Raw genomic sequence first — 14,964 nt, forward strand, 5'->3', positions numbered from 1 at the left:
GTCCCTACGGGGCCGCCATCGCCGCCAGTTCGTGCGCCGCCAGCGGGGCGGCGAACAGATACCCCTGCAGCTGGTCACAGCCCAGTTCGGTCAGCACCTGCCGCTGCTCCAAGCTTTCCACGCCTTCGGCCACGGTGGTGTAGCCCAGGCCCCTGGCCAGTTCGATGATGGCTTTCGCTTTCAGCCGCGCGCCCGGATCATCGGCCACGTGGTCCACCAGCGATTTATCCATCTTGATGGTGGAAATCGGCAGTCGCGAGAGGTAGCCGAAATTGCTGTAGCCACTGCCGAAGTCATCGATCGCCACCCGTACGCCCGCTGCGGCCAGGCGTGCCAATTGGTCGCCGGCCACCGTATTGGCGCGCAGCCATTCGCCCTCGGTGATCTCGATTTCCAGCAGCGACGGGCGCAGGTCGCGTGCGGCCAGCTTCTGCAGCAGGCGCTCGGCCATGCCGTCGGTGGACAGGTCCGACGCGGTCAGGTTGATCGACATGCCCAGTGGCACGCCGTCACGCTGCCAGAGCGCCAACTGGTCCAGTGCCGCATCCACCACCCAGCCGCTGACCGCGGGCATCAGCGCAGTGCGTTCGAACACCGGAATGAACTCGGCCGGCCCGACGGGACCCAGCCGCGGATGGTTCCAGCGGATCAGCGCCTCGGCCGACACCACCGCGCCACTCAGCGTATCCACGCGCGGCTGGAACAGCAGGTAGAACTCTTCGCGCCGCAGCCCGCGTTCGGCATCGGCCGCCAACCGGTAGCCGCGCCGCAGCAACTCGTCGCGGCGTTCGGAATACCAGCAGAAATCGCGGCGGCTGCTGATCGCCGCCTGCACGCCGACCAGCAGTTTGCGCAGCACGTCATTGCTGCTGTCGGCGGCGGGGTCGAACGCGCAGATGCCCGCGTGGAACTGCGGCGACATCGGCACCGCGGCGGCCATGACCGGCCGTGTGATGCGTTGTTTCAGTTCCAGCAGCAGCGCTTCCACGTCACCGGGCGAGGGAAGGTCGACCAGGAAAGCGAAGCGGCTGACGCCGACGTGGTAGATGTCGGTGATGTCTTCAAGGGCCACCCGCAGACGAACGCCGGACCGGTGGATCATCGCCTCCAGCGGGGGCAGGCCCAGTGCCTGGCCGGCTTCGTCCAGGCGTGGCACGTCCAGCACGTCCACCATCACCGCATGCAGGCAGTTGCCGGTGGCGCGGGCCACCAGACCGTCGTAATCGATGTGGAACTGGTGACGGTTGGGCAGGCCACTCACCGGGTCCTGCCGACCGGACAGGCGCCGCAGCTCGAGCTGGCCCATGGCCATCGCCGCCAGTGTTTTCAGATGCTGGCGATCCTGCTGGTCCAGCTCGCGCGGGGCCGTGCCCATGACGCAGATCGCGCCGATCGCCACCCCATTCTTGGCGATCAACGGTGCGCCGGCGTAGAAGCGCAGGTGCGGGGGACCGCAGACCAGCGCGTTTTCCACGAACCGCGGATCCGCGCCGAGGTCTTCAACGACCATGACATCGGGCGAGGTGATGGTGTAGGAGCAGATGGAGGAGCGGATATCGGTCCCGGTGATCTCAAGTCCCACCCGCGAGATGAAGCGCTGGGTGTCCACGCCGACGATCGACACGAAGGCGACCGGCGCATCGAAGGCGAAGGCGGCCAGCCGGGTGATGCGGTCCAACGAAGCGCCCGCTGCCGCATCCAGCACCTGCAGGGCGCCTACGACGGTCATCCGTTCCTGGACTTTCAGTTCCTCGGACAGCTGCGGCATGGGGAGAGGGCTCGGCGCACTCACGCGCTGGTAACGAACGACAGAATGCGCCCGCCCGCATCAACGTGGCGTCCACGATCTGCGCCTTCGCGCATTCAGCGGAAAGCGGCAGGTCGCGGGCGCAGGCGACCGCTAAATGCCATAGCCCGAAGGTGTAACGGTGTTTCACGTCGTCCTCAGGTAAGGTACTTGCCTCGGCAACCCAGCTGACGGCGGCATTGCGCGTCGTCGGCAGCGCCGGATCCAATGCCCCCCTCCCGAGGGGGCTCAACCTGAGGGCCGTTTTCCCCCATGAGCATTTCCCAATCCACGGCGGCATCGCCCGTTTCGGAGCGCGCCGCGCTGAAACGTTCGGTGTCCAACACGCTGAAAGGCTCGGCCGGCAACCTGGTCGAGTGGTACGACGTCTACGTCTATTCGGTATTCGCAAAGTACTTCGAATCGCAGTTCTTCTCGGCCGACGACAAGAACTCCACCATGTACATCTGGGGCATCTTCGCCGCCACGTTCCTGATGCGTCCGATCGGCGCCTGGTACTTCGGACGGTTCGCCGACCGCTACGGCCGCCGCCTGGCGCTCACCGTGTCGGTCAGCGTGATGGCCGCCTGCTCCTTCCTTATCGCCATCGCCCCCACCGCAGCGTCCATCGGCATCTGGGCGGCGGTCATCCTGCTGTTCGCGCGGTTGCTGCAGGGCTTCGCCACCGGTGGCGAGTATGGCGCCAGTGCGACCTACATGTCCGAAGCGGCCGTGCCCGGCTGGCGCGGTTTCCTGTCCTCTTTCCATTACGTCACCCTGGTGGGTGGGCACGTCCTGGCGCAGGCCGTGCTGCTGGTGATGCTGCTGTCCTGGGATACGTCGCATGTTTCCGAATGGGGCTGGCGCGTGGCCTTCGGCATCGGTGGCATCGGGGCGCTGGTGGTGTTCTGGCTGCGTCGTACGATGGATGAATCGCTGAGCGCGGAATCGATCGAAGCAGCGAAGGATGGCAAGGCCAAGGCCAGCGGGTCGATGCGCGAACTGTTCGTCAACCAGTGGCGCCCGCTGCTGCTGTGCTTCCTGATCACCGCCGGCGGTACGGTCGCGTTCTACACCTACACCATCAACGGCCCGAAGATGATCCAGACCGCCTTCGCCGGCGACGACGTGATCACCGGCACGCTGATCAACCTGGGCGTATTGACCTTCCTGATGCTGCTGCAGCCACTGGGCGGCCTGTTGTCCGACCGCATCGGCCGCAAGAGCCTGCTGGTGTTCTTCGGTGTGGGTGGCGTGCTCTACACCTGGTACCTGGTCACCGCATTGCCGCAGCAGACCTCGGCGCTGTCGGCGTTCCTGATCCTGGCCACCGGTTTCGTGATCCTGACCGGGTACACGTCGATCAACGCGGTGGTGAAGGCCGAACTGTTCCCCGCGCACATCCGTGCACTGGGCGTCGGCCTGGGCTACGCGCTGGCCAACTCGCTGTTCGGCGGCACCGCGCCGCTGCTGTACCAGGGCGCGCTGAAGGCCGGCCGGGTCAATGAGTTCGTCATCTACATCACCGCAGTCATCGCGGTGTCGCTGGTGGTCTACATCTTCTTCCTGAAGAACAAGGGACCGAACTGGCTGGACGGCACCCGCAAGTAATGCGGTAGTGAGCTGGTGATTCGAAGGCCCGCGCCGCAATGCGCGGGCCTTTCTCATGGCTGCGGGGGAACGCACGATGCTGACGCGGCCTGCACGCGGCGTGCACTGCGCCGATGCCGGCGTTACCGCACTCTGGTGACGTAAGCCAACGCACCGGAGCAACACCATGAACACCCCTGGAAAACAGAAACCGTCGTGGCGCCAGAGCCATTACCTGATGATCGCGTTGGCCGTGGTGCTGGTGATCGTAGGGATCACCCTGTTCGCACCGTGGTAAAGCCTGCCCACCCGTAGGTGCCGACCCGTAGGTGCCGACCTTGGTCGGCACATCCTTCGCCTCTATTCGAAATACGCGGAAATCCCGACCCCGGCCTGCATGTCCGGGCTGTCGGCATCCAGCCCCGCATCAAACGATGCATCCAACTGGACCCTGTCGGTCCACATCCAGGTCAGACCGGCGCCGGCCACCGTTTGCCGTGGCTCGCCGCGCGCCTTGGTCACCCCGGCCTCCACGAATGCAGACAGGCGGGGCGTGAGGGCCAGCGACACGCTGGGCGACCACACCGTGCTGCGCTCGCCGTCACCGCGGCTGTGGCTGGCATACAGCGCACCGGTCCAGCGGTCGCTGAGGTCATGCTCGTAGCTGCCCGCCAGCGCGTACTGGCGCCCCTCGCTGAACGCCGCATCGCCGCGCGCCACCGTGGCCGACGCAAGGAGTGCCCAACGGTCGGATTCGCGACCGGTCGGCGGTGCCCACTTCAGGGCGAGCCGGGCATCGCCGCCGCCGCGCGTACGCGTGCTGGCCATGCCGGGCAGGCGGCTGCGTTGGTGCTGCCACGGTGATCCGGCGAACTGTACTTCCCAGTGTTCGAACAGGCCGGTGCGCAGGGTGACATCGCCGGAAAGCTGCTCGGTGCGAAGCCCGTCGGCATCGCGATCGCGTTCATGGGACGGCAGTCCCAGCTCGATTGCCAGCGCGCCGCGCGGCACGATGCCGGTGCCGAGGCCGATACCGGGCCGGTCGAACGACGGCGGTTGCTCTGCCTGCTCGGCCTTCAAGGGACCGCTCAGGAAGAGGGCACAAGAAACCACTACGGCCTGGTGCGCGCTTCGCATCGGAACAATCCCCCGGGAGATGGGGCATCATGCGGTTGCGCCGGCCGACCGGTCAATCGACCAGGCGGGCGAAGCGCGGCTGGCTGCCATCGGCGCCTTCCACGTGCTCGACGAACATCGCGTAGGGGCGTACCCACAGGCCGCCTTCGCCGTACAGCGCGCGGTACAACACCATCGGCTGCAGCGTCTCGCTGCTGCGGACCACGTCGACGACCTCGTACAGGCCGCCCTTGAAGTGGCGGTAGCGTCCGGGTTGCAGGACGGGCAGGGCAGGCAGCTCGGACACGGGACACTCACGCAGGCAGGATGGCCGCTGATTGTTCAATGCCGCGGGCGCGGCGTCCACCGCCGTGTCAGAACAGCGTCGCGCGGATCAGCTCCTCGACGAGGATCACATAGCTGGCGGCGAAGTAGAACTTGAGCAGGGAAGGACGTTGGTACAGAAAGGTGCGCATGTGGAAGGGCCCCCTAAGGTGTACGTAGTGTGAAATGGGTAACGCTTCGTGACAAGCATCACGGAAGCGGTGTCATGAACAGCGTCAGTCATGTGAGGGATTGGAATTCAGACCAGACCGATGGGGCCGCAGGCGTCTGCCACCTAGTCTGGATTCCAGCGTCACGTTGTCGTGGATGCCCTGCGTCCTGGGCTGGAATTTCAGAAAACCCTGATGCCGTCGGTGTCAGATATGCCCTAGCCTCCTTACTGGCGGGGGCCATTGGTGTCATGGGCGAGGCCAAGCACAGCGGCGGCAAGGTAGCTGCCCGCCAGCGTCGGCCTTCATGGCAACCGTCCGATCATGGAGAGAGACCTTATGTTGATCCGCATCCAGAACGAGCAGCGCCAGTGGCGCGTGCTGCATCCGCAGAAGCCGGAGTCCGTTTCGTTCCACGACGGGAGCGCGGCATTCGACTTCGCCGATGCCCTGGCCCGTGAGCTGCATACCCGTACCGGGCAGTCCTGCTCGGTGCGCGTGGAGGTCAGCGACGCCTTCGTTGATACCGTCCGTTACGGGTGAACCAGGGAGCGAACGCGGCTTCAAGTGAACCTATTCAGCTTCCGCTCGGCTACTTGAATGGGCGGCGACCGGCGCATTGCCGGACATCTTTGCTGCGACCCGCTCTTGCGCCATGCTCGGTCCACACCGCCCTACCAGGACGCACCACGATGACCCAGGAACTGTCTGTTTCGCGCCGCCCTTCGATGCTGTGGGCCGTCTGTCTCCCCTTGCTGGTCGGCGCGGGCATTGCCGGCTCCGCGCAGGCGCAGTATCGCGACAACGATCGCTATGGCAGCAGCGGTGGCGACACGATCCGCTGTGAGTCCGTGAAGAACCGCAACCAGGAATGCCGTCTTGAGGGGCGCGCACGCCTGGTCCGCCAGCTGTCCGGCGCTGCCTGCGTGGAGGGCCGCAGCTGGGGCCAGTCGCGCGGTGGCGTGTGGGTCAGCAATGGCTGCCGCGCCGAATTCGTCGGCGAACGTGGACGGCCGTCGCGTCCCGGCCACGGCGGCGGCAACTGGGGCGGCGGCAATGGCAATGGCAATGGCAATGGCTGGGGATCGGCCGGGCAGGTGATCGACTGCGATTCCAATGATCGTCGCCAGCGCCGCTGCAACGTCACCATCCGCCAGGATGCGCGCCTGGTGAAGCAGAAGTCCGGCACGGCCTGCATCGAAGGCCAGAGCTGGGGCTGGGACCGTAACGGCGTATGGGTCAGCAACGGTTGCCGCGGGCAGTTCATGGTGCGCTGAGCGCGCGGGTTATCTGGCCGTGGGTAGCGCCGAGCCATGCTCGGCGAGCGCTGCGGCAACAGCGTGACGACCAACGGTCGTCACCCACCACTACCCGCCGAGTAGCGCCGAGCCATGCTCGGCGAGGGCAGCGGCGACAGCGTGACGACCAACGGTCGTCACCCATCACGGCGGTAGCATGACGGCCAGCGGCCGTCGCTAGCTCGGTCAGCCCGCCGCGCTCAGCGGCGCGCTGCCGGCGTTCAGGGTCGGCCAGCGCTTCAGCACGGCTGCACGGATACCCGCCGCGTCGATGCCCGCTTCGCCCAGCAGGTCTTCGCGGCTGGCGTGATGCTGGAAGCCATCGGGCAACCCCAGATGCAGGATCGACTTCAGCACGTCTTCGGCGCTCAGCAGTTCGGCCACGGCCGAGCCGGCACCGCCAGCCACCACGTTGTCTTCGATGGTCACGAAGCCTTCGTGGCGTGCGGCCAGCTGCAGCACCAGCTCGCGATCCAGCGGTTTGATGAAGCGCATGTTGACCACGGTCAGGCCGAGTGCACGACCCACTTCCTCGGCCGCCGGCACGGTGCTGCCAAAGGCCAGCAGGGCCACGCGGCTGCCTTCCACGCGGATCTCGCCCTTGCCGATCGGCAGGGTCGACAGGTCGGTGCCAGCGTCCACGCCGGTGCCGCTGCCGCGCGGATAGCGCACCGCGGCCGGGCCGGCATGCTGCAGGCCGGTGCTGAGCATCTGGCGGCATTCGGCTTCGTTGGATGGCGCCATCACCACCATGTTCGGCACGCAGCGCAGGAAGCTCAGGTCCAGGTTGCCGGCGTGGGTGGCGCCGTCGGGGCCGACCACCCCGGCGCGGTCGATGGCGAACAGCACGTCCAGGTTCTGGATCGCCACGTCGTGCACCAGCTGGTCGTAGGCGCGCTGCAGGAAGGTCGAATAGATCGCCACCACCGGCTTGGCACCCTGCGTGGCCATGCCGGCGGCCAGGGTCACCGCGTGCTGTTCGGCAATGGCCACGTCGAAGTAGCGCTCGGGGTATTCGCGGCTGAAGCGCACCAGCCCGGAGCCTTCGCGCATCGCCGGCGTGATCCCGTGCAGGCGCGGTTCGGCGGCGGCGGCGTCGCACAGCCAGTCACTGAAGACGTCGGTGTAGGTCGGCTTCTTGGCGCCACCCTTGGCCACCAGGCCTTTGACCGGATCGAACGGACCCACCGCGTGGTAGCCGATCTGGTCACCTTCGGCGGGCTCGTAGCCTTTGCCCTTGGTGGTCAGCACGTGCAGCAGCTTCGGGCCTTTCAGCGTCCGCAGCGTCTTCAGCGTGGACAGCAGGGCCGGCATGTCATGGCCGTCGATGGGGCCGGTGTAGTGGAAGCCCATCTCTTCGAACATGGTGGAGGGCACGAACATGCCCTTCCAGTGTTCTTCCCAGCGCTTGACGAAGCGCGCCGGGTTGTTGCGCTTGTCACCGAGGATCTTCTTGCCGCCTTCGCGCAGCGCATTGAGCGTGCGGCTGCCGGTGGCGCGGCCGAGCACCTTGGTCAGTCCGCCGACGGCCTCGGAGATCGACATGTTGTTGTCGTTGAGGATCACCAGCAGGTTCGGCTCCGGTTCCATGCCACCGGCGTGCATCAGCGCTTCGAAGGCCATGCCGGCGGTCATCGCGCCATCGCCGATGACCGCCACCACGCGGCGGTCATCGCCTTCGCGCTGGCGTGCGATCGCCATGCCCAGCGCGGCGGAAATGGAGGTGGACGAATGGCCGACGCCGAAGGTGTCGAACTCGCTTTCCTCGCGCTTGGGGAACGGGGCCACGCCGTCCTTCTGCTTGACCGTGTGGATCTGGTCGCGTCGGCCGGTGAGGATCTTGTGCGGATAGGTCTGGTGGCCTACGTCCCAGACCAGCTGGTCGTGTGGCGTCTGGTACAGGTAGTGCAGCGCCACGGTGAGTTCGATGACGCCCAGGCCGGCAGCAAAGTGCCCCCCGCTGCGGCCGACCGATTCGATCAGGTAGGCGCGCAGTTCGTCGGCGATGGCCCTCAGTTCGGATTCTTCGAACGTGCGCAGTTCATCCGGTGTCTGGATGCGCGAGAGGCGGGGATAGCGGGCAGAGTCGATCATCATGTTCGTACTTGTGCTGACCGGCTATTTTCGCGCTCAAACCGGGGTGGAGCAAGCAGACCCCGACACGCGTGATCGCGCAGTGAGTTTGTCCACTGCAATGGTCAGGCGGAAAGCTTGGACTTCTTCGGCAACTGCGCCTTCAGGAAGGCCATCTGGTCGGCCAGGATATTGCGGTTGGAGAGGATCAGGTGTTCGATCCAGCTCGGCCGGAAAGGCACGGCCAGCAAGGGCATGCCCGCCTGCTGCGGGGTCCGGTTGCTCTTCCGGGAGTTGCAGTGGAAGCACGCGGTAACCACGTTTTCCCATACGTCCAGTCCGCCTTTGGACAGCGGCATCACATGGTCGCGGGTGAGAACCGGTCGCGAATGCTGTTGGCCGCAGTACAGGCACAGATGCGCGTCGCGCGCGAACAGCGCCGCATTGGTGAGGGTCGGGGTGGGGTCTGGCGCGCGCGAGCGGGCATGGCCACGGGTGGCGATGATCGGATGCAGGTCCAGTCCGCTACGCAGTCCGCTGAGCCGGTTGGTGCCGCCATGGATGTGCAGGCAAGGGTCGCCCAGGGTCCACGCCACCGCGCCGCGCGCATACAGGCACGAAGCATCCTGCCAGTTGATCCAGTCAAGGACCCGGCCATGCGCGTCCAGCGAAAGCAGGCGGACGCTGCCGGGGCGGTGCAGGGGGCTGGCTTCGGGCGATGACCCGGCGTCCGGAGCGGGGAAGGCAGCTCCGGTAGTGATCAGACCTAAGCGTGTAGTGTCTGTCTCCATCGGGATAACAGCTTATACCCGAATGTTTGCATTTTGTGTATGCCCCGAACCGAACCCGGTAGTGACGGCCGCTGGCCGTCATGCTCCTGCCCTGGTGGGTGACGACCGTTGGTCGTCACGCCCTTGCCCGGCTCAGGCGCCGAAGCGCGCGTCGTCCATCGCCATCAGCGAATCCGCACCGGCCTGGATGGCGGCGGCGTGGCCCAGCGTGCGCGGCAGTACGCGCGCGAAGTAGAACCGCGCGGTCTCCCGCTTGGCCTGCTTGAACGCTTCGGTCTGGCTGCTGGCATCAGCCGCGGCAACGCTGCGTGCCCACCAGTACGCCAGTACCACATACCCGGAATAGAACAGGTAATCGTGGCTGGCGGCACCCAGCTCATCCGGGTTGGCCGCCGCGCGCTGCAGCACGTCCATCGTCAGTCCACCCCATTCGGCGGCCTTCGCCCGCAGCGGTGCGATGAACTCCGCCAGCGCCTCATCACTTTCGTGCGCCTTGGCGAACGTCTCGATTTCGGCCAGGAACAGCTTCAGCCCCGCGCCCTGGCTGGACGCAGTCTTGCGGCCGATCAGGTCCAGCGCCTGGATGCCGGTGGTGCCTTCATACAGCGTGGTGATGCGCGCATCCCGGGCCAGCTGTTCCATGCCGTGTTCGCGGATGTAGCCATGGCCCCCAAAGCACTGCAGGGCGTTGTAGGTATTCTCGATGCCCCATTCGGTCTGGCACGCCTTGGAAATCGGGGTCAGGAAGCTCACCAGGGTATCGGCGCGTTCGCGCTCGGCCGCATCCTGCGCGCTGTGCGCCACGTCGATCAGGGTCGCCGCGTGCAGGGCCAGCAGGCGGCTGCCTTCCACCAAAGACTTGATCGTCAGCAGCATGCGGCGCACGTCCGGGTGCACCAGGATCGGGTCGGCCGGCTTGTCCGGGAACTTGGCTCCACTCAGCGAACGCGACTGCAGGCGCTCACGCGAATATTTCAGCGCGTTCTGGTACGCACGTTCGGACAGGCCGATGCCCTGCAGGCCCACCCCCAGGCGCGCGGTGTTCATCATTGTGAACATCGCCTGCAGGCCCTTGTGCGGCTGGCCGACCAGGTAACCTTCGGCGCCGTCGAAGTTCATCACACAGGTGACCGACCCCTTGATGCCCATCTTGTGTTCGATCGAACCGCAGCGCAGTGCGTTGCGCTCGCCGACATTGCCTTCGCGGTCGACCTTGAACTTCGGGGTGACGAACAGCGAAATGCCCTTCGCACCCGGGGGCGCATCGGGCAGCTTGGCCAGCACCAGGTGCACGATGTTGTCGGTCAGGTCGTGCTCGCCGGCGGTAATGAAGATCTTGGTACCGGTGATGCGGTAGCTGCCGTCCGGGTTCGGCTCGGCCTTGGTCTTCAGCAGGCCCAGGTCGGTGCCGCAATGCGGTTCGGTCAGGCACATGGTGCCGGTCCAGCGGCCTTCGATCAGCGGCTTCAGGAAGGCGTCGTGCTGCCACGCTTCGCCATGCTGCTTCAGCGCTTCGATCGCGCCATGCGACAGCAGCGGGAAGTTGCCCCAGGCCAGGTTGGCGCCGTTGATCATCTCGTTGAGCGGCACGCCCAGGGTGTGCGGCAGGCCTTGGCCACCGACCTCCGGCGAGGCGGTCAGGCCGGTCCAGCCGCCTTCCACGAACTGGTCGTAGGCCGCCTTGAAACCGGGCGGGGTGGTGACCTCGCCGCTGGCCTGGTCGAGCACGCAGCCCACTTCATCGCCCACGCTGTTCAGCGGTGCCAGCACCGAGGCGCTGAAGCGGCCGGCCTCTTCCAGCACGGCATCGACCACATCGGCGGTGGCGTCGGTGAAGCCCAGGCGGGCGAACAGCGGCTCGACCTTGAGCACGTCATGCAGGGCGAAACGCAGATCGGAAAGCGGGGCGGTATAGCTGCTCATCGTTGAAGCATCTCGATCAGGGGGCAGGGGCGTGGCGCGGCGACGACGGTGCGATCGCCTCAGCGCAGCACGCCGGGCAGGCCCGGGGCGTGGTTGAGGGTGCTGCGGTTGTTGATCTGGAACGTGCGTTGCTTCTTTTCTTCCGGCGTGGCCGAGACCGATCCTTCCAGCGCGTAGGCCAGGGTGTGGTTGCTGGCCAGCGCGTCGGCCACTATCAAGCGGGCCTGGGCGGCCGGCTGCAGCTGCAGCTCGATCACATCGGCCGATGCGCCGCCGATCGATACGCCCGGCTTGGCGCTGAGCGTGCCGGCCTCGGCATCGCCAACCGATAGCTTCAGGGCGATGTCATCGAAGCGCATCGGCATGGAGCTGAAGTTCTGCAGGCGCAGCGCGACCTTCCAGCTGCCATCGGCGTTGACGGTCAGCTGCTGCAGGCTGCTGGCCGGTTCGGAAACGCGTTTGACCACCTTTTCGCCGCAGGCGGCAAGGGCGAGGACGGACAGGGCGATCAGGGGGATTCGGAAGCGGCGGAGCATGGCGCAGGTCCTCGCGGAAGGGGTGCGTGGAGAGAAAGATACTACGGCGTATGGTGGCGTGCACAGGCATTCGCCTGAACGCCAAGATTAACGCGCTCCGCTGCCAGGGGCAGCGGTCACGCGCAGGCGTGTCAGGCGGGGTTCGGCGGTGTGCGGCGCGGCCGGCGGTTCAGCGCAGTGGCGCGAGCACCTTCAACGGGGCCAGGTCATAGCCCATCGCTTCGGCACGTGCCTTGAGCGCTTCGAACTGCCCGCGCTCCATGCTCGGCGAGCGCGACAGGATCCACAGGTACTTGCGATCCGGCTCGCCGACCACCGCCCATTGGTAGTCCGGGTCCAGCGCGATCACCCAGTAATCGGCCCATACCAGCGGCACCCAGGACAGCCAGTCCGGGGCGAAGCGCACCTCCAGCTGACCCGGTTCGCCCTTGACCGGGCGGGCGACGCCTTCGGCCTGGATGCGCGTGCCGTCTTCCACGCGGCAGCCGTTGAGCACCGAGATCCGGCCATCGCTGCGCAGCCCATAGGTGGCGGTGATGTCGCCGACGCATTTCTTCTGGAAGGACACCGGAAGATGGGCGATTTCGTGCCACTGCCCGGCATAGCGGTCGATATCCAGCGCGGCGACCGCGCGCACCGGTTCGGCGGCGTGGGCGAGGCCGGCCAGGGGCAGCAGCAGGGCAAGCGCACAGGCGCGGCGAAGGGCGGAGAAGGTTGGCATCGGCGTGTGGCTCGTGTGGCGATGGGGCGAGCTTAGCGGTTGCCGCGCCGAGGGTGACGTGAAGCACCCGGCCGTTCGCGCCCGGGCGCCTTGGCAGCTGGCAGATGTGGCATGCTCGCGCCGTCGCTACCGACAAAAGGAATGCCGCAATGAGCAAGGGTCTGGACAAGAAGAAAGAGCAGAAGAAGAAACCTGCCAAGACCGCCAAGGAAAAGAAGGCGGACAAGAACGAGAAGAAGACCACCCGCGGGTTCGGTCCGGCCTGATCCAAAGGCTGCTGCGTGTCGTCGCCTTGGGCGGGGACACGCGGGAAACCGGTGCGGAAGGGTTGCCTCTTTAAGCAGTTACTTCGGCGCGCCCTCGCCCTTGCGCAACGTCAGTACGCGCACGCCGCTGGAAGTAACCGCTACGGTGTGTTCGAACTGCGCCGACAATTTGCCGTCGCGGGTATGCACCGGCCACGCGTCGGGCTGGTGGCGGATCGCCGCCTTGCCCTGGTTGAGCATCGGTTCGATGGTGAACACCATGCCTTCCTGCAGCTCCACGCCGGTACCGCGGTGCCCGTAATGCAGGATCTGCGGATCTTCGTGCATCTCACGGCCGATGCCATGGCCGCAGTATTCCTTGACCACGGTATAGCCCTGTTCGCGGGCGAAACGGGCGATGGCATGGCCGATGTCGCCGGTATGCGCGCCGGGGCGCACCGCCGCGATGCCTTTCCACATGGCCTGGTACGTGGCCTGCACCAGCCGCTGGGCCGGGTAGGGCACCTCGCCGACCAGATAGGTGGTGCTGGAATCGGTGATGAATCCGTTCTTTTCCAGCGTGATGTCCAGGTTGACGATCTGCCCTTCGCGCAGCACGTCGTCGGCCGAGGGCACGCCATGGCAGACCACGTCGTCGATGGAGCTGTTGAGCACGAACGGGAAGTCGTACTGGCCCTTGCTGGCCGGACGCGCCTGCAGGTCGTCGACGATCATCCGCTCGACCAGGTCATTGATGTCCATCGTGCTGCGGCCGCGCAGGTCCAGCGTGTCCAGGTGGTCGAACACCTGGGCCAGCAGCGCGCCGGATTGCGCCATCCGTTCGATTTCCTGCGCGGACTTGATCATGTGTGCCGCTCGGCCAGCCGCGGTGTCTGCACGCCGGCGCTGCGCAACTGCTCGGCCACGATCTGCTGGTAGCTCAGTTCCGGATGCAGTTCGCAGAGCATGCCGATCTTGATCCAGAAGTTGGCCTGGGCATTGATCGAGCGATGGCTGACGGTGCAGGCGCGGCGGAGCTGGTCGTGCAGTTCGTCGTCGATGTTGACGATGCCCATGGGCGGGACTCTATGTGGAATATACGAATCGTATATGTTGCGTATATGCGCCGCAAGTGGCGCGGGACGCAGCCGATGGTTCGGCTGCCATTCGCGCATCGCGTCACTTTTGCAGGTTCGCCCATGTACGCGGGGGGGCTTGGCTGGTGCTATGGGCGTGCTGGCGACGAAGAGCGCCAGTCGGGATTAGCATCCTGCATTGAACTTGGGATTTTTGGCTCTGTTTTGCCCTTTGGGCACGGCGGAGAATGCACTGCATTGCTCGTTGGTTTCATGGCGGGCGATACGTGGGGATCCCTGATCTGAACTGACCCCTCCTAGTTGGACAGTTGAAAGATCAACTGCCGCTCGCTTGCAGCCGGTACTTCACCGGACTCAGCCCGCCCAACTTCATTTTTATTCGGTCGTGATTGTAGTAGTGGATGTAGTCTGCAATCTCGCGCTTAAGATGTTCTATATCTTCGAACTTGGTCAGATAGAAAAGCTCTGACTTGAGCGTTCCGAAAAAAATCTCCATGGCCGCATTGTCATGGCAGTTTCCTTTGCGCGACATGCTTTGGGTCAAACTACGGGACTGGAGCAGGTTGCGGTACTTGGAGTGTTGATACTGCCAGCCTTGGTCCGAATGCAACAGGGGTGTCTCATCCTTCCGCAAGCGCGTGAACGCCTTTTTCAACATCGATCCTACAAGCTCAAAATAGGCTCTCTCGCTGACCTCGTATGCTACGACTTCAGCATTGTAAAGATCCATCACTGGGGACAGATAAAGGCGCTTGTCTCCCACCTTGAACTCTGTGACATCAGTCACCCACTTTTCATTTGGCTGCTCGGCGCTGAACTGTCGCTCCAGCAGGTTCGGCGCGATCGCACCTTCGAGCCCTCGATAGGCACGGTACTTCTTAGGGCGCGCAAGCGATTTAAGACCCATTACACCCATCAAGCGCTGGACAGCCTTGTGGTTGACGGTCTCGCCTGCTTCGCGCAAAACAGCGGTAATTCGCCTGTATCCGTAGCGTCCCTTGTGCCGGTTGTAGATGTCAGCGATACGCGATTTAAGCGTCGCGCAGGCGTCACCGCGCTCCATCGCCTGAAGCTGGAAATAGAAGGTGCTGCGCGAAAGTTCGGCTGCCGTGAGCAAGAGATGTAACGGGTGCCTCTGCCTCAATCCTTGGACGATCTGCGCTTTGATTCGCGCTTTTTCGCTTGCTCTTCCTGGATCAAGGCATCGATTTTTTTTAAGAAATCGGTCTCCGCACGCAGGTACGCGACTTCTTCAATGAGCTCCGCATGAGTCAGGTCCTGAATCGGCTTTCGC

At 65.2% G+C, this 14,964-nt stretch carries 13 protein-coding genes and 1 pseudogene; 3 read left to right on the forward strand and 11 right to left on the reverse strand.

Annotation, left to right across the window (positions count from 1 at the left end):
- Positions 1–4 precede the first annotated feature (4 nt).
- On the reverse strand, positions 5–1,768 hold the full coding sequence (locus ABE522_RS11460) for a putative bifunctional diguanylate cyclase/phosphodiesterase (RefSeq protein ID WP_346591786.1): 1,764 nt from the start codon (positions 1,766–1,768) through the stop codon (positions 5–7).
- Positions 1,769–2,059: 291 nt separating this feature from the next.
- Here ABE522_RS11460 and ABE522_RS11465 point away from each other — a divergent pair, with 291 nt between their 5' ends.
- Positions 2,060–3,397, forward strand: coding sequence for an MFS transporter (locus ABE522_RS11465; protein ID WP_346591787.1), 1,338 nt, complete (start codon positions 2,060–2,062; stop codon positions 3,395–3,397).
- Positions 3,398–3,736: 339 nt separating this feature from the next.
- Here ABE522_RS11465 and ABE522_RS11470 read toward each other — a convergent pair whose 3' ends face one another.
- Positions 3,737–4,456, reverse strand: coding sequence for a transporter (locus tag ABE522_RS11470; protein WP_346591788.1), 720 nt, complete (start codon positions 4,454–4,456; stop codon positions 3,737–3,739).
- Between the two features lie 109 nt (positions 4,457–4,565).
- On the reverse strand, positions 4,566–4,799 hold the full coding sequence (locus tag ABE522_RS11475; RefSeq protein ID WP_346591789.1) for a DUF1653 domain-containing protein: 234 nt from the start codon (positions 4,797–4,799) through the stop codon (positions 4,566–4,568).
- A gap of 526 nt (positions 4,800–5,325) precedes the next feature.
- Here ABE522_RS11475 and ABE522_RS11480 point away from each other — a divergent pair.
- Entirely contained in the window at positions 5,326–5,529 is a 204-nt protein-coding gene (locus ABE522_RS11480; RefSeq protein WP_346591790.1) for a hypothetical protein, read from the forward strand.
- A gap of 149 nt (positions 5,530–5,678) precedes the next feature.
- Positions 5,679–6,263 carry a DUF3011 domain-containing protein gene (locus ABE522_RS11485; protein ID WP_346591791.1) on the forward strand — a complete coding sequence of 195 codons (585 nt, stop codon included), beginning with the start codon at positions 5,679–5,681 and terminating at the stop codon, positions 6,261–6,263.
- A 207-nt stretch (positions 6,264–6,470) separates the two neighbouring features.
- Here ABE522_RS11485 and dxs read toward each other — a convergent pair whose 3' ends face one another.
- From dxs to ABE522_RS11525, 8 genes and pseudogenes are all read right to left on the reverse strand, one after another.
- On the reverse strand, positions 6,471–8,378 hold the full coding sequence (gene dxs / locus ABE522_RS11490) for a 1-deoxy-D-xylulose-5-phosphate synthase (RefSeq protein WP_346591797.1): 1,908 nt from the start codon (positions 8,376–8,378) through the stop codon (positions 6,471–6,473).
- A gap of 104 nt (positions 8,379–8,482) precedes the next feature.
- Positions 8,483–9,148 (reverse strand): HNH endonuclease, encoded by a 666-nt coding sequence (locus ABE522_RS11495; RefSeq protein ID WP_346591792.1) that lies wholly within the window; start codon positions 9,146–9,148, stop codon positions 8,483–8,485.
- Between the two features lie 132 nt (positions 9,149–9,280).
- Positions 9,281–11,071, reverse strand: coding sequence for an acyl-CoA dehydrogenase C-terminal domain-containing protein (locus ABE522_RS11500; protein ID WP_346591793.1), 1,791 nt, complete (start codon positions 11,069–11,071; stop codon positions 9,281–9,283).
- A 59-nt stretch (positions 11,072–11,130) separates the two neighbouring features.
- Positions 11,131–11,607: an LEA/WHy family protein gene (locus ABE522_RS11505; RefSeq protein ID WP_346591794.1), complete on the reverse strand. Its 477-nt coding sequence runs from the start codon at positions 11,605–11,607 to the stop codon at positions 11,131–11,133.
- Between the two features lie 169 nt (positions 11,608–11,776).
- On the reverse strand, positions 11,777–12,328 hold the full coding sequence (locus tag ABE522_RS11510) for a lipocalin family protein (RefSeq protein WP_346591795.1): 552 nt from the start codon (positions 12,326–12,328) through the stop codon (positions 11,777–11,779).
- Between the two features lie 344 nt (positions 12,329–12,672).
- Positions 12,673–13,440 (reverse strand): type I methionyl aminopeptidase, encoded by a 768-nt coding sequence (map, locus tag ABE522_RS11515; protein ID WP_346591796.1) that lies wholly within the window; start codon positions 13,438–13,440, stop codon positions 12,673–12,675.
- On the reverse strand, positions 13,437–13,649 hold the full coding sequence (locus ABE522_RS11520; RefSeq protein ID WP_042612050.1) for a ParD-like family protein: 213 nt from the start codon (positions 13,647–13,649) through the stop codon (positions 13,437–13,439). The genes map and ABE522_RS11520 overlap by 4 nt, the downstream gene beginning before the upstream one ends.
- Before the next feature lie 337 nt (positions 13,650–13,986).
- Positions 13,987–14,964: pseudogene (locus ABE522_RS11525) on the reverse strand (IS3 family transposase); the annotation flags it as partial.

The organism is Stenotrophomonas lacuserhaii, from assembly GCF_039674585.1.
Classification (GTDB): Bacteria; Pseudomonadota; Gammaproteobacteria; order Xanthomonadales; family Xanthomonadaceae; genus Stenotrophomonas; species Stenotrophomonas pennii_A.